The 19,794-nt window shown below is 63.9% G+C and carries 20 protein-coding genes; 9 read left to right on the top strand and 11 right to left on the bottom strand.

What is annotated here, in order from left to right:
• Both HAP40_RS15760 and HAP40_RS15755 read right to left on the bottom strand, forming a co-directional pair.
• The gene (locus tag HAP40_RS15760; protein WP_166816953.1) at positions 1-828 is read right to left on the bottom strand and encodes an OmpA/MotB family protein; all 828 of its coding nucleotides are present in this window, start codon (positions 826-828) and stop codon (positions 1-3) included.
• A 33-nt stretch (positions 829-861) separates the two neighbouring features.
• Complete coding sequence (locus HAP40_RS15755; RefSeq protein ID WP_166816954.1) at positions 862-1,635, bottom strand: motility protein A; 774 nt, start codon at positions 1,633-1,635, stop codon at positions 862-864.
• Between the two features lie 404 nt (positions 1,636-2,039).
• Here HAP40_RS15755 and HAP40_RS15750 point away from each other — a divergent pair, with 404 nt between their 5' ends.
• Positions 2,040-2,333, top strand: a complete 294-nt coding sequence (locus tag HAP40_RS15750; protein WP_166816955.1) for a hypothetical protein — start codon at positions 2,040-2,042, stop codon at positions 2,331-2,333.
• A 16-nt stretch (positions 2,334-2,349) separates the two neighbouring features.
• Here HAP40_RS15750 and HAP40_RS15745 read toward each other — a convergent pair whose 3' ends face one another.
• From HAP40_RS15745 to HAP40_RS15730, 4 genes are all read right to left on the bottom strand, one after another.
• Positions 2,350-3,069 (bottom strand): RraA family protein, encoded by a 720-nt coding sequence (locus HAP40_RS15745; RefSeq protein WP_166816956.1) that lies wholly within the window; start codon positions 3,067-3,069, stop codon positions 2,350-2,352.
• 122 nt (positions 3,070-3,191) lie between these two features.
• Positions 3,192-4,073 carry a CDP-alcohol phosphatidyltransferase family protein gene (locus tag HAP40_RS15740; RefSeq protein ID WP_166816957.1) on the bottom strand — a complete coding sequence of 294 codons (882 nt, stop codon included), beginning with the start codon at positions 4,071-4,073 and terminating at the stop codon, positions 3,192-3,194.
• Positions 4,074-4,159: 86 nt separating this feature from the next.
• On the bottom strand, positions 4,160-4,858 hold the full coding sequence (locus HAP40_RS15735; protein ID WP_166816958.1) for a phosphatidylserine decarboxylase: 699 nt from the start codon (positions 4,856-4,858) through the stop codon (positions 4,160-4,162).
• 78 nt (positions 4,859-4,936) lie between these two features.
• Positions 4,937-6,895 (bottom strand): ABCB family ABC transporter ATP-binding protein/permease, encoded by a 1,959-nt coding sequence (locus HAP40_RS15730; RefSeq protein ID WP_166816959.1) that lies wholly within the window; start codon positions 6,893-6,895, stop codon positions 4,937-4,939.
• Between the two features lie 201 nt (positions 6,896-7,096).
• On the opposite strand from HAP40_RS15730, the gene HAP40_RS15725 reads away from it, so the two are divergent.
• The gene (locus HAP40_RS15725; protein WP_166816960.1) at positions 7,097-7,702 is read left to right on the top strand and encodes a TIGR00730 family Rossman fold protein; all 606 of its coding nucleotides are present in this window, start codon (positions 7,097-7,099) and stop codon (positions 7,700-7,702) included.
• A gap of 3 nt (positions 7,703-7,705) precedes the next feature.
• Here HAP40_RS15725 and HAP40_RS15720 read toward each other — a convergent pair whose 3' ends face one another.
• From HAP40_RS15720 to cysS, 4 genes are all read right to left on the bottom strand, one after another.
• Positions 7,706-8,083 carry a VOC family protein gene (locus tag HAP40_RS15720; protein WP_166816961.1) on the bottom strand — a complete coding sequence of 126 codons (378 nt, stop codon included), beginning with the start codon at positions 8,081-8,083 and terminating at the stop codon, positions 7,706-7,708.
• A 139-nt stretch (positions 8,084-8,222) separates the two neighbouring features.
• Complete coding sequence (cimA, locus tag HAP40_RS15715) at positions 8,223-9,821, bottom strand: citramalate synthase (RefSeq protein ID WP_166816962.1); 1,599 nt, start codon at positions 9,819-9,821, stop codon at positions 8,223-8,225.
• The gene (locus HAP40_RS15710) at positions 9,818-10,309 is read right to left on the bottom strand and encodes a GNAT family N-acetyltransferase (protein WP_166816963.1); all 492 of its coding nucleotides are present in this window, start codon (positions 10,307-10,309) and stop codon (positions 9,818-9,820) included. The genes cimA and HAP40_RS15710 overlap by 4 nt, the downstream gene beginning before the upstream one ends.
• Before the next feature lie 115 nt (positions 10,310-10,424).
• On the bottom strand, positions 10,425-11,807 hold the full coding sequence (cysS, locus tag HAP40_RS15705; RefSeq protein WP_166816964.1) for a cysteine--tRNA ligase: 1,383 nt from the start codon (positions 11,805-11,807) through the stop codon (positions 10,425-10,427).
• Positions 11,808-12,097: 290 nt separating this feature from the next.
• Between cysS and HAP40_RS15700 the strand changes: the two genes are divergently transcribed.
• Positions 12,098-12,403, top strand: coding sequence for a hypothetical protein (locus HAP40_RS15700; RefSeq protein WP_166816965.1), 306 nt, complete (start codon positions 12,098-12,100; stop codon positions 12,401-12,403).
• Between the two features lie 131 nt (positions 12,404-12,534).
• Positions 12,535-13,719, top strand: a complete 1,185-nt coding sequence (locus HAP40_RS15695; RefSeq protein WP_166816966.1) for a DUF2865 domain-containing protein — start codon at positions 12,535-12,537, stop codon at positions 13,717-13,719.
• Between the two features lie 54 nt (positions 13,720-13,773).
• On the opposite strand, the gene HAP40_RS15690 is transcribed toward HAP40_RS15695, so the two are convergent.
• On the bottom strand, positions 13,774-14,682 hold the full coding sequence (locus HAP40_RS15690; RefSeq protein WP_166816967.1) for a DUF2189 domain-containing protein: 909 nt from the start codon (positions 14,680-14,682) through the stop codon (positions 13,774-13,776).
• A gap of 564 nt (positions 14,683-15,246) precedes the next feature.
• Here HAP40_RS15690 and HAP40_RS15685 point away from each other — a divergent pair.
• From HAP40_RS15685 to HAP40_RS15665, 5 genes are all read left to right on the top strand, one after another.
• Entirely contained in the window at positions 15,247-16,080 is an 834-nt protein-coding gene (locus HAP40_RS15685) for a cytochrome c oxidase subunit II (protein WP_166816968.1), read from the top strand.
• A gap of 78 nt (positions 16,081-16,158) precedes the next feature.
• Positions 16,159-17,937 (top strand): cbb3-type cytochrome c oxidase subunit I, encoded by a 1,779-nt coding sequence (locus HAP40_RS15680; RefSeq protein WP_166816969.1) that lies wholly within the window; start codon positions 16,159-16,161, stop codon positions 17,935-17,937.
• Positions 17,934-18,638 (top strand): cytochrome c oxidase subunit 3, encoded by a 705-nt coding sequence (locus HAP40_RS15675; protein WP_166816970.1) that lies wholly within the window; start codon positions 17,934-17,936, stop codon positions 18,636-18,638. Before HAP40_RS15680 ends, HAP40_RS15675 begins: the two co-directional genes overlap by 4 nt.
• Positions 18,639-18,652: 14 nt before the next feature.
• Positions 18,653-19,375 (top strand): heme-copper oxidase subunit III family protein, encoded by a 723-nt coding sequence (locus HAP40_RS15670; RefSeq protein ID WP_166816971.1) that lies wholly within the window; start codon positions 18,653-18,655, stop codon positions 19,373-19,375.
• A gap of 9 nt (positions 19,376-19,384) precedes the next feature.
• Entirely contained in the window at positions 19,385-19,777 is a 393-nt protein-coding gene (locus HAP40_RS15665) for a cytochrome C oxidase subunit IV family protein (protein WP_166816972.1), read from the top strand.
• Positions 19,778-19,794: the final 17 nt, after the last annotated feature.

The following is a 19,794-nucleotide window of genomic DNA, read 5'->3' as shown; positions in this document are numbered from 1 at the left end:
TCAGGGTTTCAGATTTGGCGGCAGCGGAGGATCTTCACGCATCAAGGTGATGGTCACCCGCCGGTTGGCTGCAAGCGAGGGATCGTCCGGAAACAGCGGCTGGGTGTCCGCCTTGCCGGAGACGGCGAAGATGTGCGACGGCGGCAGGCCCTGGCGTTCGAGTATCTGGCGCACGGCATTGGCCCGGTCGGCCGACAGATCGAAGGCGCCGTACTCGCTGCGGGTCGGCACGAAGCCCGCCGCGGTGTGGCCGGCGATGGAAACGCGCAGCGGCGTCGCCTTGAGCGGAATCGCAAGCTTCTCGATCAGGCGGCGGGTGCGGTCGTAAGGCACCTTGGAGCCGTCGGCGAACATCGAGCGGCCATCCTGATCCACGATCTCGAGGTTGAGACCCTGCTTGGTCTCCTCGAACATGATGTGCTTGGACATCTCCGTCAGTTCCGGCATGTCCTGCAAGGCCTGGCGCAGCGAAGCGGCGGCGAGCGCAAAATTGCGGTCGACCTTGATCTTCGCGCCGGAGGTCTTGTCGCGATCCTCCTGGTCCGGCGTCGGCGTGTTGGAGGCATCCTCGGGCTGGATGTGATCGACGTTCTTCAACCGCGGACGGGTCGGCAAGCCATCGGACTCGACGATGCCGGAATAGCGTGCTTCGGTCTGCACGCCGAACGCCTCGCGCATCGAACCGGCGACGATCTTCAGCTTCTGTGCGTCCTGGGTGGAGAACGCGACCAGCATCACGAAGAACGCCAGCAGCAACGCCATCAGGTCCGCGAAGGTCACGAACCAGCCGTGGCCTCCATGTGCGCCGCCGCGTTTCTTCTTGGCCATTGGCTGCTTTCCGCGACCGCCCTACCCGACCGATCAGGCCGGCACCGGTTCACCTTCGGCGTGGCGATGCTTCTCCGGCAGATAGGCCAGCAGCATCTCGCGCACGAGCGTCGGGCTCTTGGAATCGCGGATCATCAGAATGCCGTCGATGATCAGCGTCCGGTTGGTCTCTTCGTCGAGCAGCTTGCCATGGAGCTTGTCGGCAATCGGCAAGCAGATCAGGTTCGCGACGACGGCGCCGTACAGCGTCGCCAGCAACGCGGTGGCCATGAAGGGACCGAGCTTCGAGGGATCCTGCATGTTGGAGAACATCTGCACCATGCCCAGCAGCGTGCCGATCATACCGAACGCCGGGGCGCAGTCGCCGACCGCGCGATAGATCTTGCTGCCCTCGTCGAGATGCATCAGGAAGTTGTCGCGGTCCCGCTCCAGATTGTCGCGAATGAAATCGAGGTCGTAACCGTCGGCGACGTAGCGGATACCCTTGGCGAGGAACGGCTCGTCGGTCTCGACTTTTTCGAGCCCCACCGGCCCCTGCTTGCGGGCGATCTCGGCAATGCGGGCGAGCTCGTCGACGAGGTCGTGGGCCGAAAGGCTGCTCAAGGTGAAGGCAAACTTCGCGCCCAGCGGCACGCCGTGCACCATCGCCGACAATGGAAAGCGGATCATCGTTGCGGCGAACGAACCGCCGAAGATGACGATGACGGCGTGGATGTCGTAGAACATCCCGAAGCTGCCGCCCATCAGGATCAGCGACGACACAACAATGGCGCCCGCGACCAGGCCGACAAGTGTTGCGATATCCATTATCGACTCCAACGCCCACGCAACAACGGCCGTCCTGGCCGCTGGTGCGGCTCAACCCCGAACCGCATTACAGACCCTAGAGCGGCGCCATTAAAGACGCGTAAAGGTTAAGTCCGGACAGTGTGGTGCGCCATCCCGCGGGCGACCGCGGCGGCCGGCCGGCGGCCGGAATCTCAACACTTTGCTAACTATGATCGATCGCGCGAGACCGGCAGCCCAGTCAGTTCCGGGCCGCGTGTGCGTGGCGGCCGAAGCCATCGGTCGAGCCGGCGATCAGGATGATCTTGTCCATGATCGTCGTTGCGCGCGGTCCCCGACTGCGGCCCTGCGTCACATCCGTGACGCTGGATCGAGGCGGTATCCTGTCTCTATACGGCACGCTCCATCGTGGGGAGCCATTCGCCATGTTGATCTTGTTCAGTCTTCTCACCGCGCTTCCCGCGGCGCTGTCCGTCCACCTGCTCGAGCCGGAGCTGGTTCTGCCTGCGTTCAGCATCCTGCTCTTTATCGAGGCCGGCTTCGCCGTGATCGCGGCGCGCTTGATTCATCTCCCCGACACTGCGGACGGTATCACCCTGTGGGACCTTGCGGGCGGCTTCACCCTGATCGGATGCGCCGCCGCCGTGTTTGGCGAGCCGGATCAGGCCGCCCTCTTCCTGACGGAACAGGGCGCCCCACGGTCGGCATCGCGGCCGTAGGTCGCCCAGCCCACCCTCAGTGAATTTCGGCCGAGCGCTTCAGCGCGGCCTTCAGCTTCTCCAGTGAGAAGTCGGGGCTGCGGGCGATCTCCAGGATCGGCGTCTCGCGGCGGCCACAGAGCTCGGCGGCCTCGGGCAGCTTCGCCGCGATGTCGAGCGGAATCACGATGGCGCCGTGCTGGTCGGCGTGAATCAGATCGTCTGACTTCACGGTCATGCCGGCAACGCGCACCTCGCCGCCGAAGCTCTCCGCATGCACCCAGGCATGGGACGGGCCGATCGAGCCCGCCAGCGCCTGGAAGCCCGGGGCCCATTGCGGGATGTCGCGGATCGAGCCGTCGGTGATCACGCCGAGGCAGCCGAGCGCCTTGTGCACGTTGCTCTGCACCTCGCCCCAGAAAGCGCCGTAGCCGACATCGGGGCCGTCGATGTCCTGGATCACCGAGATGCGCGGACCGTGGCCGGTGCCGACATATTCGTAGTAGTCGATGCGTCGCTTGGACTGCTCCTCGGCAGGAAGCGAGGATTTCAGCACCGAGCGGATTGCGACCGTGCGGGCATAGCCGACGATCGGCGGCAGATCGGGGAACGGGCAGACAAGCTGCTTGGTGGTGTAGCCGATCAGCCGCCGCTCGGGCGCCACGATCTCCATGGCATTGCAGATCGTCGGCGTGTCATAGCGGCCCAGCGCTTCGAGGACGGAAGCGGGCAGCGGCCCGGTCGCGGTATCAGTCACGGCGTTCTCTCCCAGATTGGCGGCCGCTGTTGGCGCGGTGCCGCCGGCACAGGGCGATATAGCCGAGATCGAGCCTCAACCCAACTCGGCGCGCCCTCATGGCAGATATCCGCAGGAAACGCTCAGTGCAGCCGCCCGGGCCGGTCGTCATCCTGGGGCGGCTCCGACAGGTTCGTCAGCGTCGGCGCCGAAGGCGGTGACGAGATTTCGCCGTCCGCCGGCGCGCCGGCTTCCAACGCACGCGCCTGGTCGCGGTAGGATTTGTAGCCGAGCGGCAGGCAGAGCAGATAGAGCACCGTGCCGATCGAGAGCACGTGCCAGGGATAGGCGATCAGGAGCGCGATGAAGACGATGACGGCGACGAATGCCGGCAGCACCAGCTCGGGCGCTACGCGCATGCGCTTGGTCTTGCCGGAGAACACCGGCAGGCGCGACACCATCAGGAAGGCGATCAGCAGCGTGTAGGCGGCGGTCATCGCGACGGGCCAGCGCCCGAGATCGAGGAACGCGACATAGATCGGCAGCAGCACGGTGATCGCGCCGGCGGGGGCCGGCACGCCGGTGAAGAAATTGGCGGCGAAGGCGGGCTTGTTCGGATCGTCCATGGTGGCGTTGAAGCGCGCCAGGCGCAGACCGCCGGAGATCGCGAACACCATCGCGGCGATCCAGCCGGCATTGCCGAGCTCATGCAGCTGCCAGAAGTACAGCATCAGGCCGGGGGCCACGCCGAAATTGACGAAGTCGGCAAGACTGTCGAGCTCGGCGCCGAACTTGGACTGACCCTTGATCATGCGCGCGATGCGGCCGTCGATGCCGTCCAGCGCGGCTGCGAACACGATGGCGTAGACGGCGAGCGTCATCCGCCCCTCGATCGACAGCCGGATCGAGGTCAGGCCGGCGCAGATCGCCAGCAGCGTGATGACGTTGGGCACCAGCATCCGCACCGGAATCGGACGGAACCGCCGGCGGCGCGTATCGGGGTCCTTGAAATCATAGGGCGTCATGGCTCGTCCTCACCTCAAAACGAGATATAGCAAGCCGTTTCCCCCTCCGCCATTGCGGCGGAAGGCCCGCAAGCATCGACTATTGGTTAAATGGAACGGTAAGAGCGGCTTGGGTCGTCTCCGGCGAGATCGGCCAAAATCGTCTCGCCGGCGATCGCGGTCTGCCCTTCCGACACCAGCGCCTTGGTGCCCAGGGGCAGATAGACGTCGAGGCGCGAGCCGAAGCGGATCAGGCCGAAGCGCTCGCCGGCGCCGATCGCCTGCCCTTCCTTGACGAAGCAGACGATGCGCTTGGCGACGAGACCTGCGATCTGGATCACGCCGATCCGCGCCGTCGGCGTCGTGATCACGAGCGAGTTGCGCTCATTGTCCTCGCTGGCCTTGTCGAGCTCGGCATTGATGAACAGGCCGGGCCGGTAGGCAATGCGGTCCACCCTGCCAGCGATCGGGCTGCGGTTCACATGACAGTTGAACACGCTCATGAACACCGAGATGCGCGGCAGCGGCCTATCGCCAAGGCCGAGCTCGGCCGGGGGCAGCGCCATGGTGATCATCGAGACGCGGCCGTCGGCCGGTGACACCACGAGCCCTTCGCGCACCGGCGTCACGCGGACGGGATCGCGGAAGAACAGCGCGCACCACACGGTCAGGATCGTGCCGATCCACCCCAGAGGCGACCACAGCCAGAACAGGACCAGGCTTGCCAGCGCAAAGCCGCCGATGAAGGGATACCCCTCCTTGTGGATCGGCGGGATCTGACGCTGGATCGAATCGAGAATGGACATTGTTATCTGCCGCTCGGGGTTAATGGCTTGGGTCGTCGCGCGGGCCTGTTTAGGCCAGAGTTGGGACCGGAGACAAGGTCACTCCGCCGCCGCAGGCGCCGTCAGGGCATCATCGACCGGCGGCGGCTCCCGGTTTGGCGCCTCGCCGCTGTCGGCCATCTTGGCCAGTTTCTCCCGTGCCGCCTCGGCCTCCCGCTGCCTATTCCACATGCTGGCATAGAGACCGCCCTGCGCGAGCAGCTTGGCATGGGTGCCGCGCTCGGCGATGCGGCCCTGGTCCAGCACGATGATCTCGTCGGCCCCGACGATGGTCGAGAGCCGGTGCGCGATCACCAGCGAGGTGCGGTTCTTCGCCACGCGGTCGAGCGCGCCCTGGATCTCGTGCTCGGTGTGGGTGTCGAGCGCCGAGGTCGCCTCGTCCAGCACCAGGATCGGCGGCGCCTTAAGCACGGTGCGCGCGATGGCGACGCGCTGCTTCTCGCCGCCCGACAGCTTCAGGCCGCGCTCGCCGACCTGGGTCTCGTAACCCATCGGTGCCATGCGGATGAAATGATCGATCTGCGCGAGCCGTGCCGCCTCTTCGACTTCGGCATCGCTGGCGTCCCATCGGCCGTAACGGATGTTGTAGCGGATGGTGTCGTTGAACAGCACGGTATCCTGCGGCACCATGCCGATCGACGCGCGCAGTGAATCCTGCGTCACCGCGCGGATGTCCTGGCCGTCGATCAGGATCTTGCCGCCGGAGACGTCGTAGAGGCGGAACAGCAGGCGCGAGATCGTCGACTTGCCGGCGCCGGACGGGCCGACGATGGCGACCGTCTTGCCGGCCGGCACCTCGAAGGTGATGCCTTTCAGGATCGGCCGCGTCGCCTCATAGGCGAAGCGCACGTCCTCGAAGCGGACGGTGCCGGCTGAGATCACCAGCGGCTGCGCATCGGGCGCGTCCTTGATCTCGGCCTCGCGCCCCAGCACATTGAACATCTTCTCGATGTCGATGATCGCCTGCTTGATCTCGCGATAGACCATGCCCATGAAGTTCAGCGGTTGATAGAGCTGGATCATCATGGCGTTGACCAGCACGAAATCGCCGACCGTGTTGGTGCCGTTGCGGACGCCGATCGCGCACATCAGCATGGTCGCGGTCAGGCCGAGCGTGAAGATCACGGCCTGGCCCGTATTGAGCACCGCGAGCGAGGTGTAGGTACGGACGCTCGCCTCTTCGTAACGCTCCACCGATCTGTCGTAGCGCTGCGCCTCGCGCGCCTCGGCGCCGAAATACTTCACCGTCTCGTAATTGAGCAGCGAGTCGATCGCCTTGGTATTCGCCTCGGTGTCGGAATCGTTCATCTTGCGCCGGATGCCGATCCGCCACTCGGTCGCGATGTAGGTGTAGTACATGTAGAGCGTGACCGTGATCAGGGTCGCGACCACGTAGCGCCAGTCGAACTGCCAGAGCAGCACGGCCATCAGCAGCGTGACCTCGACGATGGTCGGGATCAGCTGCAGGATCACCATGCGCACGATGACCTCGATGCCCTCGCGGCCGCGCTCGAGCACGCGGGTCAGGCCGCCGGTCTTGCGCTCGAGGTGAAAGCGCAGCGACAGCTCGTGCATATGGACGAAAGTGAGGGTCGCAAGCTTGCGCACCGCATGCATGGCGACGCGCGCGAAGATGCCGTCGCGCCATTGCGTCAGCACCGCCATCAGGATGCGCATCGCGCCATAGCTCGCGGTCAACAGCAGCGGCGAGGCGATCACCCAGAGGTGCCAATTGTCGGCCGCGACCGGGGCAGTGTTCGCGCCAGTCAGCGCGTCGGTCGCCCATTTGAAGCTGAACGGCACGGTGAGCGTGATCAGCTTGGCAGCGAGTAGCAGCACCAGCGACCAGACCACCCGCATCTTCAGATCGGAGCGTTCGCCCGGCCAGATATAGGGCCACAGATGCGCCAGCGTCCCCATCAGCGTGGCCCGCTCCAGTGGTCCTTGCGCGGGAGGATCTGGAACGTCGGCGTCGTCGAACGATTGAGGTTGGTCCATCAAGAAGCCTGAAAGCCCGCCGGATGCAGGCGTCGCTGCAATTTACGATTTTCGCTCGTCATATAGAGCTTTCCCGATGCCTGCGCACCCCGCCAGATGGCGAATATTCGATTGTTTGCCGTCATTTACCGGTAGATTTCCGGGAGTTGCGAATCACCGATGGGGCTTGACGCCTCTTCGCTGCAATGCATCATGGCACCAATGAGCACGATCAAAACCGTCTGTGTCTATTGCGGCTCCGGCCCTGGAACCAATCCCCGCTTCGTTGAAGGTGCCAAGGCATTCGGCAAGGCACTCGCCGAGAGCAACGTCCGTCTGGTCTATGGCGGCGGCTCGCTCGGCCTGATGGGCGCGGTCGCGACCTCCGTGCTCGATCACGGCGGCACCGTCACCGGCATCATCCCCGACTTCCTGCGCGCGCGCGAGAACGCGCTGACGCGGGTGCAGGAGATGATCGTCACCCCAGACATGCACGAGCGCAAGCGGCTGATGTTCGAGCGCTCCGATGCCTTCGTCGCGCTCCCTGGCGGCGTCGGCACGCTGGAGGAGCTGGTCGAGCAGATGACCTGGAAGCAGCTGGGCCGCCACGCCAAGCCGGTGCTGCTCGCCAATATCGACAATTTCTGGGAACCTCTGTTCTCGCTGCTGTCTCATATGCGGCAGACCGAGTTTATCCGCGCCGGCCTTTCGGTCGACATCCTCAAGGCCGATCGCGTCGAGGATATTCTGCCGAAGCTGAAGGCGGCCGCTGCGCAGGTCGCCGAGGCCGAAAAGCAGATGGCCCCGGACGTCGCGCGCAAGCTTTGACGGTTACTCGCTCGGAAACGTCACCGCCTCGATCCTGTTACCATCGGGATCGGTGACGAAGGCCGCGTAATAGCGCACGCGATCGTGCGGGCGGATGCCCGGCGCGCCGTCGGAGGCACCGCCAGCGGACAGCGCGGCGGCGTGAAATGCATCGACCTCATCGGTCGTCCTCGTCCGCAGGCAGATGTGCACGCCGCTTTCCGGCGCGACGCGTGGCATGCCCTCGCGCAAGTTGATCCAGAATTCCGGGTAAGCCTTGCCGAAGCCGATCGTCCGCGGCCGCGTGACGAGACGCGTGAGGCCGAGCGCGGCAAGCGTCGCCTCGTAGAACTTTGCGGCGCGATCGAGATCGCTGACGCCGACGGAGATGTGGTCGATCATGCCCTGCCCTCTCCTCAACCCAGCTGTCATCGCCCGGCTTGACCGGGCGATCCAGTATTCCGAGACGCCCGAGAGCGACCGAGAAGCCGCGGCGTACTGGATACCCCGCTTTCGCGGGGTATGACGGCCGTGGCGGGTCTTACGCCGGCGCGCTTGACTTCACGAGCTTGTAGATCACCGAATCCATCAGCGCCTGGAACGAGGCGTCGATGATGTTCGGGGACACGCCCACCGTCGTCCAGCGGTCGCCGTTCTCGTCCTCGCTCTCGATCAGGACGCGCGTGACCGCGCCGGTGCCGCCGTTGAGGATACGCACCCGGTAATCGATCAGCGTCAGCCCCTCGATGTACTTCTGGTACTTGCCGAGGTCTTTGCGCAAGGCGACGTCGAGCGCGTTGACGGGACCGTTGCCTTCGGCCGCCGAGATCAAATGCTCGCCGGCAACATCGACCTTGACCACCGCCAGCGCGACGGTGACGCGCTCGCCGTGCGAATTGTAGCGCTGCTCGACATTGACGTCGAACTGCTCGACCTCGAAATAATGCGGCACCTTGCCGAGCGTGCGGCGCGCCAGCAGCTCGAACGAGGCGTTTGCGGATTCATAGGCGTAGCCTTGTGCCTCGCGATCCTTCAATTCTTCCACGAGGCGCGTCAGCTTCGGATCGCTCTTCTCGTAAGGAATCCCGGCACGGTCAAGCTCGGCGATCACGTTGGAGCGCCCGGCCTGGTCGGACACGAGCACCTTGCGGTGGTTGCCGACCAGCTCCGGCAACACGTGCTCATAGGTCTGCGGATCCTTCAGCACGGCGGAGGCGTGGATGCCGGTCTTGGTGACGAAGGCGCTCTCGCCGACATAGGCCGCATGCCGGTTCGGCACGCGGTTGAGCATGTCGTCGAGCGTGCGCGAGACTTTCACGAGGGTCGCCAGCTTCTCTCGGGTGACGCCGATCTCGAAAGCATCGGCAAAATCCTTCTTCAATTTCAGCGTCGGGATCAGCGAGCAGAGATTGGCATTGCCGCAGCGCTCGCCGAGGCCGTTCAGCGTGCCCTGGATCTGCCGCGCACCGGCGCGCACCGCGGCGAGCGAGTTGGCGACCGCCTGTTCGGTGTCGTTATGGGCGTGAATGCCGACATGGTCGCCCGGGATGTGCTTGGTTACCTCTCTGACGATGGCCTCGACCTCGTCAGGCATGGTGCCGCCATTGGTGTCGCACAGCACCACCCAGCGCGCGCCCGCCTCATGGGCGGCCTTGGCGCAGGCGAGTGCAAAGCTCGAATCCTCCTTGTAGCCATCGAAGAAATGCTCGCAGTCGAGCATCACCTCGCGGCCCGCGGTCGTTGCCGCGGCGACGCTGTCGCGGATCGAGGCGAGGTTCTCCTCCTTCGTCGTCTCCAGCGCGACACGTACCTGATAGGCGGAAGACTTCGCCACGAAGCAGATCGCATCGGCCTTCGCTTCGAGGAGCCCCGCGACCCCGGGGTCGTTGGAGACGGAGCGTCCTGCCCGGCGCGTCATGCCGAACGCCGTGAAGCGCGCATGGGCGAGCTTGGGCTTGGTCGCGAAGAATTCGCTGTCGAGCGGATTGGCGCCGGGATAGCCGCCCTCGACATAGTCGATGCCGAGATCATCGAGCATCGCCGCGATGACCTGCTTGTCGGTCAGCGTGAAGTCGACGCCGTTGGTCTGCGCGCCGTCGCGCAGCGTGGTGTCGAACAGATAAAGACGCTCCTTGCTCATTGCGCCGCTCCGAGCGTCTTTTTCATGGTGGTGTTGGCGAGCCACTCGTCGTTGATGGTGACGCTGTTGCGCTGCTGGGCCGTGTAGCCGCGCTTGGCGAAGAAGTTTTGGACGGTGTCGCTGGCATCGACCGAAAGACTTGTCGCGCCGCGGCCGCCGGCAAGCTTCTCCAGCGCGTCGACCAGCATGGTCGCGATGCCCTGCCCGCTCACCGCCGGATGCACATAGAGCATGCGGATGTGATCGTTGCCGCGCAGCGAGGCGAAGCCGACCGGCGAGCCCTCGAGCGTCGCGATCAGCGTGAGGTCGGCGGCGAGCCGCTTGCCGAACTCCTCGTCCTCGGCCGCCTCCATCCAGGCCTGCTGCTGCGCTTCGTTATAATCGTCGCCGGTCAGCTCCTCGATGCTGGCGGTGAAGATCGCGGCGAGCATCGGCACGTCATCAGGCAGGAACGGCCGCAGGCCGGGCTTGGGGTGCGCTTGTGCCATCGTCCTCACCACATCCCATAGAGTTTCAGCACCAGCGCCACGGCGGCGCCGAGCAGCAGGATCTTCAGCGCGATGTAATAGAGCCAGTGCCGCGGGAACGGCGTGTCGGGCCGCTTCATCGCGCGATCTCCCAGGTCGTGCCTTCCTTGGAGTCCTTGATCGCGACGCCCATCGCGGCGAGCAGATCGCGGATGCGGTCGGACTCCGCAAAGTCCTTGCGGCTGCGGGCGGCGGTTCGCTCCGCGATCAGGCGCTCGACCTCATTGGCATCAACGCCACTCGCCTGCTGCTTGCGGCCCTCCCATTGCGCAGCGCTCTCCGAGAGAAAGCCGAGCAGCCGCAACGATCCAGCCAAGGCATTCACGTCGCTATTCCGCAAGCCGTGCAGCGCTGCGATCGCCAGCGACGTGTTGAGGTCGTCGAGCAGCGGCTCGAGCACGGACGCGGCCGGCCTGCCGGGCTCGACGTCGGCCGCGACGCGATACCAGTCGTCGAGCGTCTTGGCGCTCTCCTCCAGCGACTTCATGGTCCAGTCGATCGGCGAGCGGTAATGCGTCTTCAGCATGTTCAGGCGCAACACCTCGCCCGGCCAGTCCTTCAATAGCTCATGAATTGTGATGAAGTTGCCGAGACTCTTCGACATCTTCTCGCTCTCGACCTGCAGGAAGCCGTTGTGCATCCAGTAGTTCGCCATGCGCTGCTGGTGAAAGGCGCAGCAGGTCTGCGCGAGCTCGTTCTCGTGATGCGGAAACACGAGATCGATGCCGCCGCCATGGATGTCGAAATGCTCGCCGAGATGCTTCCAGGCCATCGCTGAGCACTCGATATGCCAGCCCGGACGTCCCTCGGCCTTGATGCCGGCCGGCGACGGCCACGACGGCTCACCGGGCTTCGACGGCTTCCACAGCACGAAGTCGGTGTTGCCCTTCTTGTAGGGCGCGACATCGACGCGGGCGCCGGCCACCATCTCGTCGAGCGAGCGATTGGACAGCGCGCCATAGCGCGGCAGGTCGGACTTGGTCGCGTTCATCGCCTGCGGCGAGAACAGCACGTGATCCTCGGCGGCATAGGCAAAGCGACCTTTGATCAGCCGTTCGATGATCTCGCGCATCTCGGCGATATGTTCGGTCGCACGCGGCTCGACGCTCGGCCGGAGCGCGCCGAGCGCATCGACGTCGGCGTGAAACTGCTTGCCGGTCTGCTCCGTGACCTTGCGGATCGCCTCGTTCAGCGCCAGGCCGGGGAAGTCGCGCGCGGCACGGTCGTTGATCTTGTCGTCGACGTCGGTGATGTTGCGGACATATTTGACGTGCGCCTCGCCGTAGAGGTGGCGCAGCAGCCGAAACAGCACGTCGAACACGATCACCGGTCGCGCATTACCGATATGGGCGAAGTCATAGACGGTCGGTCCGCAGACATACATGCGGACGTTGTTCGCATCGAGCGGCACGAAGGGGCGCTTTTCCCGGCTCAGCGTATCGTAAAGGCGCAATTCCATATGGATACCCGTCGGCTGTTGGCCGGGCGTCCAGGGCTCTCAATGTTTTTGAGAAAAGACGGCTCCAGCCAGCGAATCGCTAGCTCGTAATCTCGCGGCAAATGGCGCAAATGGCGAGGAGACCGTTCATGCGGCCACATATGGGCTATGAGGCGGCCCCGCGTCAAGGGAGCCGCGAAAGCGCCGCTTTATCTCCGCAAAGCGCGCGCGCTCGTCCTGACGGTTCATGATCCCCTAACCATTTGAGCCCATTCTGGAACTGGCAGTTTCTTTGGCCACAAGGTATTTTCATGCGATCCTTCCTCGCGCTCATTTTCGGCGCCTCCATCCTTGCGGCCTCCAGCGCCTGCGCCGAGACCCGCGTCTTCATCATCGCCAACCAGGCGGACGGCTACGGGGTCGACCAGTGCCTGGCCAAGGGCGACAAATGCGGCGCCTCGGTCGCGCGCACCTATTGCCAATCACGGGATTTTGCCCAGGCCTCGGCCTATCGCCGGGTCGATCCCGATGAAATTACCGGCTCTGTCCCCAAATCCGGCGCAAACTGCTCCCATGGCCGTTGCGACGAATATGTCGCAATCACCTGCCAGCGCTGAATTCGCTCGGAACTGGCGGACCTTAGGCCCAATCCCTGGTCCCTGAAACGACGTGACGATGCCGCAGGAAGCGGCTATGGGAGGGCGCGCTTCGGCCCTCCAAAGTCATGCCGGGCCGTGACCTCGCTAGAATGGCGGATATGCCTGAATTTTTGTCCCTGTCCCGTGCCCGCTTCCTCCTTGCCTGCACCGTGCTCGTGAGCGCCGTCGTGCTCGCCACCGGCGCGTTCGCGCAGGCCGGACCGCCCGGACCGCCGCCTCAGCCCGGCCAAAACGGGCTCGGCCCCAATCCGATGTGCGTGCGACTGGAAGGCCAGCTTGCCGCGCTCGATCGCGGCGGCGGCGGTGACCCCGCACGCGAAGAGCAGATCCGCCGCTACCAGGATTCTCAGACCCGTCAGCAGGCCGAGCTCGACCGCGTCACCATGCAGGCCAAGCGCATGGGCTGCGATTCCTCCGGCTTCTTCTCGCTGTTCGGCGGCCAGCAGGCGCAATGCGGCCCGGTCAACACCCAGATCCAGCAGATGCGCGCCAATCTGGACCAGATCACCGGCAATCTCGAGCGGCTTCGCGGCGGCGGCCCCGGCGGCAGCCCGGAGCGCGACAGCCAGCGTCGCTCGGTGCTGATGGCGCTCGCGCAGAACAATTGCGGCCCGCAATATGCCAACGCGGCCCAGTCCCAGGGCGGCGGCAACTTCCTCAGCAATTTGTTCGGCGGCAACAATGCCGGCAATCCGCAAGCCATGCCGCCCTCCGATCTCGGGCCCCAATCCGGCACCTTCCGCACTGTGTGCGTGCGCACGTGCGACGGCGCCTATTTCCCGATCTCGTTTGCGACCGTGCCGGCGCGCTTCCCCGACGACGAAAAGACCTGCAAGGCGCTGTGCCCGGCCGCGGAAGCCGTGCTCTACACCCATCGCAATCCCGGCGAAGACATGAACTCCGCGGTGTCCACCAGCGGCCAGCCCTACACCGCGCTGCCGACCGCATTCAAATTCCGCAGCGAGTTCAACCCGTCCTGCTCCTGCAAGGCCGCAGGCCAGACCTGGGCAGATGCGTTGAAATCGGCGGACGACAAGGCGACGGCCGAGCAGCAGGGCGACATCATCGTCACCGAGGAGAGCGCCAAGAAGATGCAGCAGCAGCGGCTCAACAAGGGCACGCCTGCGAATGCCAAGAAGGGCGCGACACCGGCGCCGACCACGGCGAATGCACCGGCTGCGACGCCACCTGCGGATGCAGGCACCGCTGCGAGCTCCGAGAACAAGCCGATCCGTTCGGTCGGGCCCACGTTCCTGCCGCAGGAGCAGAAATAGGCCCTACCGCCTCATGCCCCGCGAAGGCGCTCGCCAGGCGCCGCCGTTTCAGTGTTACTGTTCCCCCTCCCGGCTCCACGGGAAGAGGTTGGCCGGAAAGTCCGCCGCGTAGCGCTTTCCCTTCGGGGGCAGTGGCAGCTCGTCGGGTGGATTCGGATTCGGCTCGACCACCCGCCGATAGAGGTGCCAGGTGGCATGGCCGAGCACCGGCAGAACGACAGCGAGACCGACGAACAGCGGTAGCGAGCCGATCACCAGCAGCGCCGCCACGATGAGGCCCCATCCGGCCATCGCAACCGGATTCGCGGCAACCGCGCGGAGCGACGTGCGGATCGCGTCGATCGCAGTCGCATGCCGGTCGAGCATCAACGGAAACGACACGACGCTGACGCACAAGGCCACAACCGCAAACAGGAAGCCGACACCGCAACCGACGATGATGAGCGACCAGCCTTCCGGTGTCGTCAGCACGCGCGTTGCGAAGTCGGGAATGCTCGCGGCCGCCGCGTGACCGAAGATGGCGACATAGATTGCGTTCGCGACACCGATCCAGGCCCCGAACAGGACCAGCAGAAGCACGCCGAGTTCGACCATGGCGCCGAACGACGGTGCGCGCAGCACCTTGATCGCATCCCATGCATCGACCTCCTCGCCACGCTCGCGACGCCGGCTGAGTTCGTAGAGACCGATCGCGGCAAAGGGGCCGATCAAGGCAAAGCCGGCGGCCAGCGGAAACAGAAGCGGCAGCACCGAATAGCCGAGAACCATCCTGAACAAGACGAGACCGAGAACGGGATAAATCACGCACACGACGAGTGCGTGACTCGGCATCGCCTTGAAATCTTCCCATCCCAGGCGCAGCGCCGCACCGAGGTCAGCCAGGCCGATCTTGCGAACGGGATAGGAGGCCGCTTCGCCGAAGATGTGCCGTCTTACGATGTTATCGGAATACAGAGTGGCCATGGACGCACCCTCCCTGCTGAAAGTCGCGGCGGTGAAACGACGCGCTCTCCAGCCACGCGTGTCCGCCTCTTGAGCGAGAAACGCGATCGGGCTGAGTACGGCAAACCCAGGTTCAGCGAAACGAGCCTGGCCGGACGGAACCCGTCGCGACCCGCTTGGCGAGCATAGTACGCGCTACGTACGGCTGTGCTCACGGTTAGGTGAATTGAGCAGCCGCACAAATTTGTGCGCTGCGCAGCTGACGAGTCGGCCGCTAGACGCCGGACGCTTTCGCACGGCAACAGAGCCGTCCGCGCCAAATGACCACGAGTAAGCGCTATTGACGCCGGGTCCGCCGGGTATCATTTTAAACTCGTAGACGCCCCCAGCTCCGATGAGATTGGCGGTCGCGACGTGGGTTTTCATCGCGCGACCGGTTGAAATGGGCGAGGCAAGAGGCGCGGCGATGGCCGATATGCCGACACGAGAGCCGACATAGAGACAGAGAAAAGTCAGTCATCGCAACAGACGTGAGCTCCGCCCTGGATTCGTATCCGTAGCCTTCGATGGCAAGGATGGATCAGGATGGTTGTCGCACTGATACTGCTTCTGGTCGCGATCGGCTCGGTGCTGTTCCACATCTACAGCCCGTGGTGGTGGACACCGATCGCCACGAACTGGGCCTATATCGACCACACCATCAACATCACCTTCTGGATTACGGGCTTCGTTTTCGTCGCGGTCATCGCTTTCATGGCTTATTGCGTCCTCCGCTTTCACCACAAAGAGGGAAGACGCGCTGACTACAATCCGGAAAACAAAAGGCTCGAATGGTGGCTGAGCGTCGGGACCGGCGTCGGCGTCGCGGCCATGCTGGCGCCTGGCCTCGTGGTCTGGCACCAGTTCGTGACGGTGCCTGCGGATGCCACCGAGGTCGAGGTCATGGGCCAGCAATGGCAATGGAGCTTCCGCCTTCCGGGCAAGGATGGGAAGTTGGGCACATCCGATGTCCGCAACATCGCTTCCGACAATCCGATGGGCCTCAATCGTGACGACCCACATGCGCAGGACGACGTCGTGATCGAGAACGGCGACCTGCACCTTCAATTGGAAAAGCCGATCAAGGTTCTCCTCCGCTCGGTTGATGTCCTGCACGATTTCTACGTGCCCGAATTCCGCGCCAAGATGGATATGGTTCCAGGCATGGTGACCTATTTCTGGATAAAGCCAATCCGAACCGGAACGTTCGATGTTCTCTGTGCGGAGCTTTGCGGCGCTGCTCATTATCAGATGCGAGCCAAGGTCATCGTTGACGAGGAGCGTGAATATCACGCGTGGCTGGAGCAGCAAAAAACGTTTGCCGAATTGTCGACGGCAAAGGCCGTCGTCAAGGCGACGTACCAATCCAGCGGCAAGTAGCAAGCTGCCGCCGCGACGATGGATCGGGTGCATGAGGTCAACGCCTCACCCCCGATGGAAGCGACCGAGGAGGTTTCTATGGTCGATATTCCATATGAAGGGATCGCAGGCGCCCCGCCTGCCGAAGTACCTGAGGTCGAACTCTATCATCCGAGGAGCTGGTGGACACGGTATGTCTTCTCGCAGGACGCCAAGGTGATCGCCATTCAGTATTCGCTGACAGCCTCGGCCATCGGGCTGGTGGCCCTGGTGCTGTCGTGGCTGATGCGACTGCAACTTGGATTCCCCGGCACCTTCTCTTTCATCGATGCCAACCAGTACCTCCAGTTCATCACCATGCACGGCATGATCATGGTGATCTATCTGCTCACCGCATTGTTCCTGGGCGGCTTCGGCAACTACCTGATCCCGCTGATGGTCGGCGCCCGGGACATGGTCTTCCCTTATGTGAACATGCTGAGCTACTGGGTCTACCTGCTCGCAGTCCTGGTGCTGGCCTCGACATTCTTCGTGCCCGGCGGCCCCACCGGGGCCGGCTGGACGCTATACCCGCCACAAGCGATCCTCGCCGGAACGCCCGGGCAGGACTGGGGCATCATTCTCATGATGTCATCGCTGATCCTGTTCATCATCGGTTTCACCATGGGCGGGCTGAATTACGTGGTCACGGTGCTCCAGGCGCGTACCCGCGGCATGACGTTGATGCGCCTGCCCCTGACGGTGTGGGGCATTTTCACCGCGACCGTCATGGCGTTGCTCGCATTCCCTGCACTCTTCGTTGCCTCGGTCATGCTGCTGTTCGACCGTCTGCTGGGAACCAGCTTCTTCATGCCGTCCCTCCTGGAGATGGGACAGCTGTCGAAATATGGCGGCGGCAGCCCGCTGCTCTTCCAGCACCTGTTCTGGTTCTTCGGCCACCCCGAGGTCTACATTGTAGCCCTGCCCGCCTTCGGCATCGTCTCCGACCTGATCAGCACGCATGCGCGCAAGAATATCTTTGGCTACCGCATGATGGTCTGGGCAATCGTGGCCATCGGCGCGCTCAGCTTCATCGTATGGGCGCACCACATGTATGTGAGCGGCATGTTCCCGCAGTTCGGCTACTTCTTCGCCACCACGACGCTGATCATCGCAATCCCCACTGCGATCAAGGTCTATAACTGGGTCCTGACGCTGTGGCGCGGCGACATTCATCTCACGGTGCCGATGCTGTTCGCCCTCGGCTTCATCATCACCTTCGTGAACGGCGGGCTCACCGGCCTCTTCCTCGGCAACGTCGTCGTGGACGTGCCCCTCTCGGACACGATGTTCGTGGTCGCGCATTTCCACATGGTGATGGGCGTGGCACCGATCATGGTCGTGCTCGGCGCGATCTATCATTGGTACCCCAAGGTCACGGGGCGGATGCTGAACGACGCCCTGGGCAAGTTTCACTTCTGGGTCACCTTCCTCGGCGCCTACCTGATCTTCTTCCCCATGCACTACCTTGGGCTGCTCGGGGTTCCGCGCCGGTATTTCGATCTCGCGGATGCGGCGTTCATCCCGCCCTCGGCCCATTCACTGAACGCCTTCATCTCCGTGGTGGCCTTGACCGTCGGCTTCAGCCAGATGGTGTTCCTGTTCAATCTTGTCTGGAGCTTGTTCAAAGGTGAGGCCTCAGGCGGCAATCCGTGGCGAGCGACGACGCTGGAGTGGCAGACCCCGGAGACGCCCCCAGGGCACGGCAACTGGGGCAAGGAACTCCCGGTCGTGTACCGCTGGGCCTATGACTACAGTGTGCCTGGTGCCGCGGAGGACTTCATTCCGCAGAACCAGCCGCCACGCGCGACGCAACTCGTTCAGGGAGCTGCTTCGTGAGTGCGGTCATCCTGTTCATGGCTGTGCTTGCGGTGGTCGCCGGATGGTGGCTGTCGCAGCAGCGACTGACCGCCAAGCCCTGGCTGGAGGAAGGCCCGGTCGGTGACTTCCCCGGCGGCGATGGCGTGATCTGGCCGGCAGCGAAGGTCGGACTTGGCGTGTTTCTCGCTGTCGCGAGCGCATTGTTCGTCCTCTTCATCAGCGCCTACTCGATGCGCATGAGCGTGGTGGACTGGCGGCCGCTGCCGGTGCCGCGGCTGCTGTGGGTCAACACGGGCGTCCTGGTCCTGAGCAGTGTCGCGCTGCAATGGTCGTACGTGGCCGCTCGGCGACATGACACTGAGAGCGTCATGATCGGCCTGCTCGCTGGCGGAGCATCTGCCGTGATGTTCCTCGCCGGACAGCTCCTGGCCTGGCAACGGCTCGCGGCGGCCGGATATTTCGTGGCGTCCAATCCGGCGAATTCCTTCTTCTACCTGTTGACCGCGGTGCACGGAGTGCATCTAGCGGGCGGTCTGGTAGCCTTGGGCCGAACCGCGGCCAAGATGTGGCGTGGCGCCGCGATCGCCGAGATGCGATTGAGCGTGGAACTGTGCGCGATCTACTGGCACTTCATGCTGCTGGTCTGGCTTGTCCTGCTCGGTCTTCTGACGGGCTGGACCGATGATTTCGTCGACATCTGCCGCCAATTGCTGAGCTAGGGAGGCGAGACCAGATGGCTGAGACCGTGCTGACAACTTCGGACCAATCGACTGCGCGGCTCGAAGGCTGGCGTGGCATCGCCGCCGACTGGGCGTCGGATCAGCGCGCCTTCAAGAACGTGTCCTGGGGCAAGGCCATGATGTGGATCTTCCTCCTCAGCGACACCTTCATCTTCAGTTGCTTCCTGCTCTCCTACATGACGGCGCGCATGTCGACGACCGTGCCGTGGCCGAATCCCAGCGAAGTCTTCGCCCTCACTATCGCCGGCCACCACATTCCCCTGATCCTGATCGCCATCATGACCTTCGTCCTGATCAGCAGCAGCGGAACAATGGCGATGGCCGTCAATTTCGGCTACCGCAGGGATCGCGTGAGAACCGCCATCCTGATGCTCGTCACGGCGGCATTCGGCGCAACCTTCGTCGGAATGCAGGCGTTCGAATGGACCAAGCTGATCATGGAGGGCGTTCGACCCTGGGGCAATCCATGGGGCGCGGCGCAGTTTGGCTCGAGCTTTTTCATGATCACGGGTTTCCACGGCACTCACGTGACGATCGGCGTGATCTTCCTGATCGCGATCGCGCGAAAGGTCTGGCGGGGAGACTTCGATGTCGAGAAGCGTGGCTTTTTCACAAGCCGCAAGGGCCATTACGAGATCGTCGAGATCACCGGGCTGTACTGGCACTTCGTCGACCTCGTGTGGGTGTTCATCTTTGCGTTTTTCTATCTTTGGTGAGGTCGGAGCATGGCAAACGCGGCGATACATATGGAAGGACAGCTCCACGCTCCGGCGCTTGGCGCAGTCGCAACGGGAGCCGTTCACGCCGAGGGACAACAGCACCCGATCAAGCTGTATCTCGTGGTCTGGGGCTGGTTGTTCGTTCTCAGCACGTGCTCCTACCTCGTCGACTACTTTGGCCTGCATGGCTATCTGAGGTGGTCGCTGATCCTGCTGTTCATGATGTTGAAGGCCGGCCTGATCGTCGCTGTCTTCATGCACATGGCCTGGGAGCGACTGGCCTTGGCCTATGCCATCCTGCTGCCGCCGATCGCGGTATTGGTATTCGTGGCGATCATGGTGCTCGAATCCGAATACACTCACTTGCTCCGGGTGCTGTTCTTCGCAACCCCGTCATAGGGCCCGCCGTCGCTCAA

The organism is Bradyrhizobium sp. 1(2017) (assembly GCF_011602485.2).
Taxonomy (GTDB): Bacteria; Pseudomonadota; Alphaproteobacteria; order Rhizobiales; family Xanthobacteraceae; genus Bradyrhizobium.
The sequence above is the reverse complement of the archived record's forward strand: the minus strand, read 5'-3'. Positions and strand labels throughout refer to the sequence as shown.

Excerpts from the sequence above, each read along its gene's own strand:
- HAP40_RS15760 (WP_166816953.1), bottom strand. The coding sequence starts at position 828 with ATGGCCAAGAAGAAACGCGGCGGCGCACATGGAGGCCACGGCTGGTTC.
- HAP40_RS15755 (WP_166816954.1), bottom strand. The coding sequence starts at position 1,635 with ATGGATATCGCAACACTTGTCGGCCTGGTCGCGGGCGCCATTGTTGTG.
- HAP40_RS15750 (WP_166816955.1), top strand. The coding sequence starts at position 2,040 with ATGTTGATCTTGTTCAGTCTTCTCACCGCGCTTCCCGCGGCGCTGTCC.
- HAP40_RS15740 (WP_166816957.1), bottom strand. The coding sequence starts at position 4,073 with ATGACGCCCTATGATTTCAAGGACCCCGATACGCGCCGCCGGCGGTTC.
- HAP40_RS15735 (WP_166816958.1), bottom strand. The coding sequence starts at position 4,858 with ATGTCCATTCTCGATTCGATCCAGCGTCAGATCCCGCCGATCCACAAG.
- HAP40_RS15730 (WP_166816959.1), bottom strand. The coding sequence starts at position 6,895 with ATGGACCAACCTCAATCGTTCGACGACGCCGACGTTCCAGATCCTCCC.
- HAP40_RS15725 (WP_166816960.1), top strand. The coding sequence starts at position 7,097 with ATGAGCACGATCAAAACCGTCTGTGTCTATTGCGGCTCCGGCCCTGGA.
- HAP40_RS15720 (WP_166816961.1), bottom strand. The coding sequence starts at position 8,083 with ATGATCGACCACATCTCCGTCGGCGTCAGCGATCTCGATCGCGCCGCA.
- cimA (WP_166816962.1), bottom strand. The coding sequence starts at position 9,821 with ATGAGCAAGGAGCGTCTTTATCTGTTCGACACCACGCTGCGCGACGGC.
- HAP40_RS15710 (WP_166816963.1), bottom strand. The coding sequence starts at position 10,309 with ATGGCACAAGCGCACCCCAAGCCCGGCCTGCGGCCGTTCCTGCCTGAT.
- cysS (WP_166816964.1), bottom strand. The coding sequence starts at position 11,807 with ATGGAATTGCGCCTTTACGATACGCTGAGCCGGGAAAAGCGCCCCTTC.
- HAP40_RS15700 (WP_166816965.1), top strand. The coding sequence starts at position 12,098 with ATGCGATCCTTCCTCGCGCTCATTTTCGGCGCCTCCATCCTTGCGGCC.
- HAP40_RS15695 (WP_166816966.1), top strand. The coding sequence starts at position 12,535 with ATGGCGGATATGCCTGAATTTTTGTCCCTGTCCCGTGCCCGCTTCCTC.
- HAP40_RS15690 (WP_166816967.1), bottom strand. The coding sequence starts at position 14,682 with ATGGCCACTCTGTATTCCGATAACATCGTAAGACGGCACATCTTCGGC.
- HAP40_RS15685 (WP_166816968.1), top strand. The coding sequence starts at position 15,247 with ATGGTTGTCGCACTGATACTGCTTCTGGTCGCGATCGGCTCGGTGCTG.
- HAP40_RS15680 (WP_166816969.1), top strand. The coding sequence starts at position 16,159 with ATGGTCGATATTCCATATGAAGGGATCGCAGGCGCCCCGCCTGCCGAA.
- HAP40_RS15670 (WP_166816971.1), top strand. The coding sequence starts at position 18,653 with ATGGCTGAGACCGTGCTGACAACTTCGGACCAATCGACTGCGCGGCTC.
- HAP40_RS15665 (WP_166816972.1), top strand. The coding sequence starts at position 19,385 with ATGGCAAACGCGGCGATACATATGGAAGGACAGCTCCACGCTCCGGCG.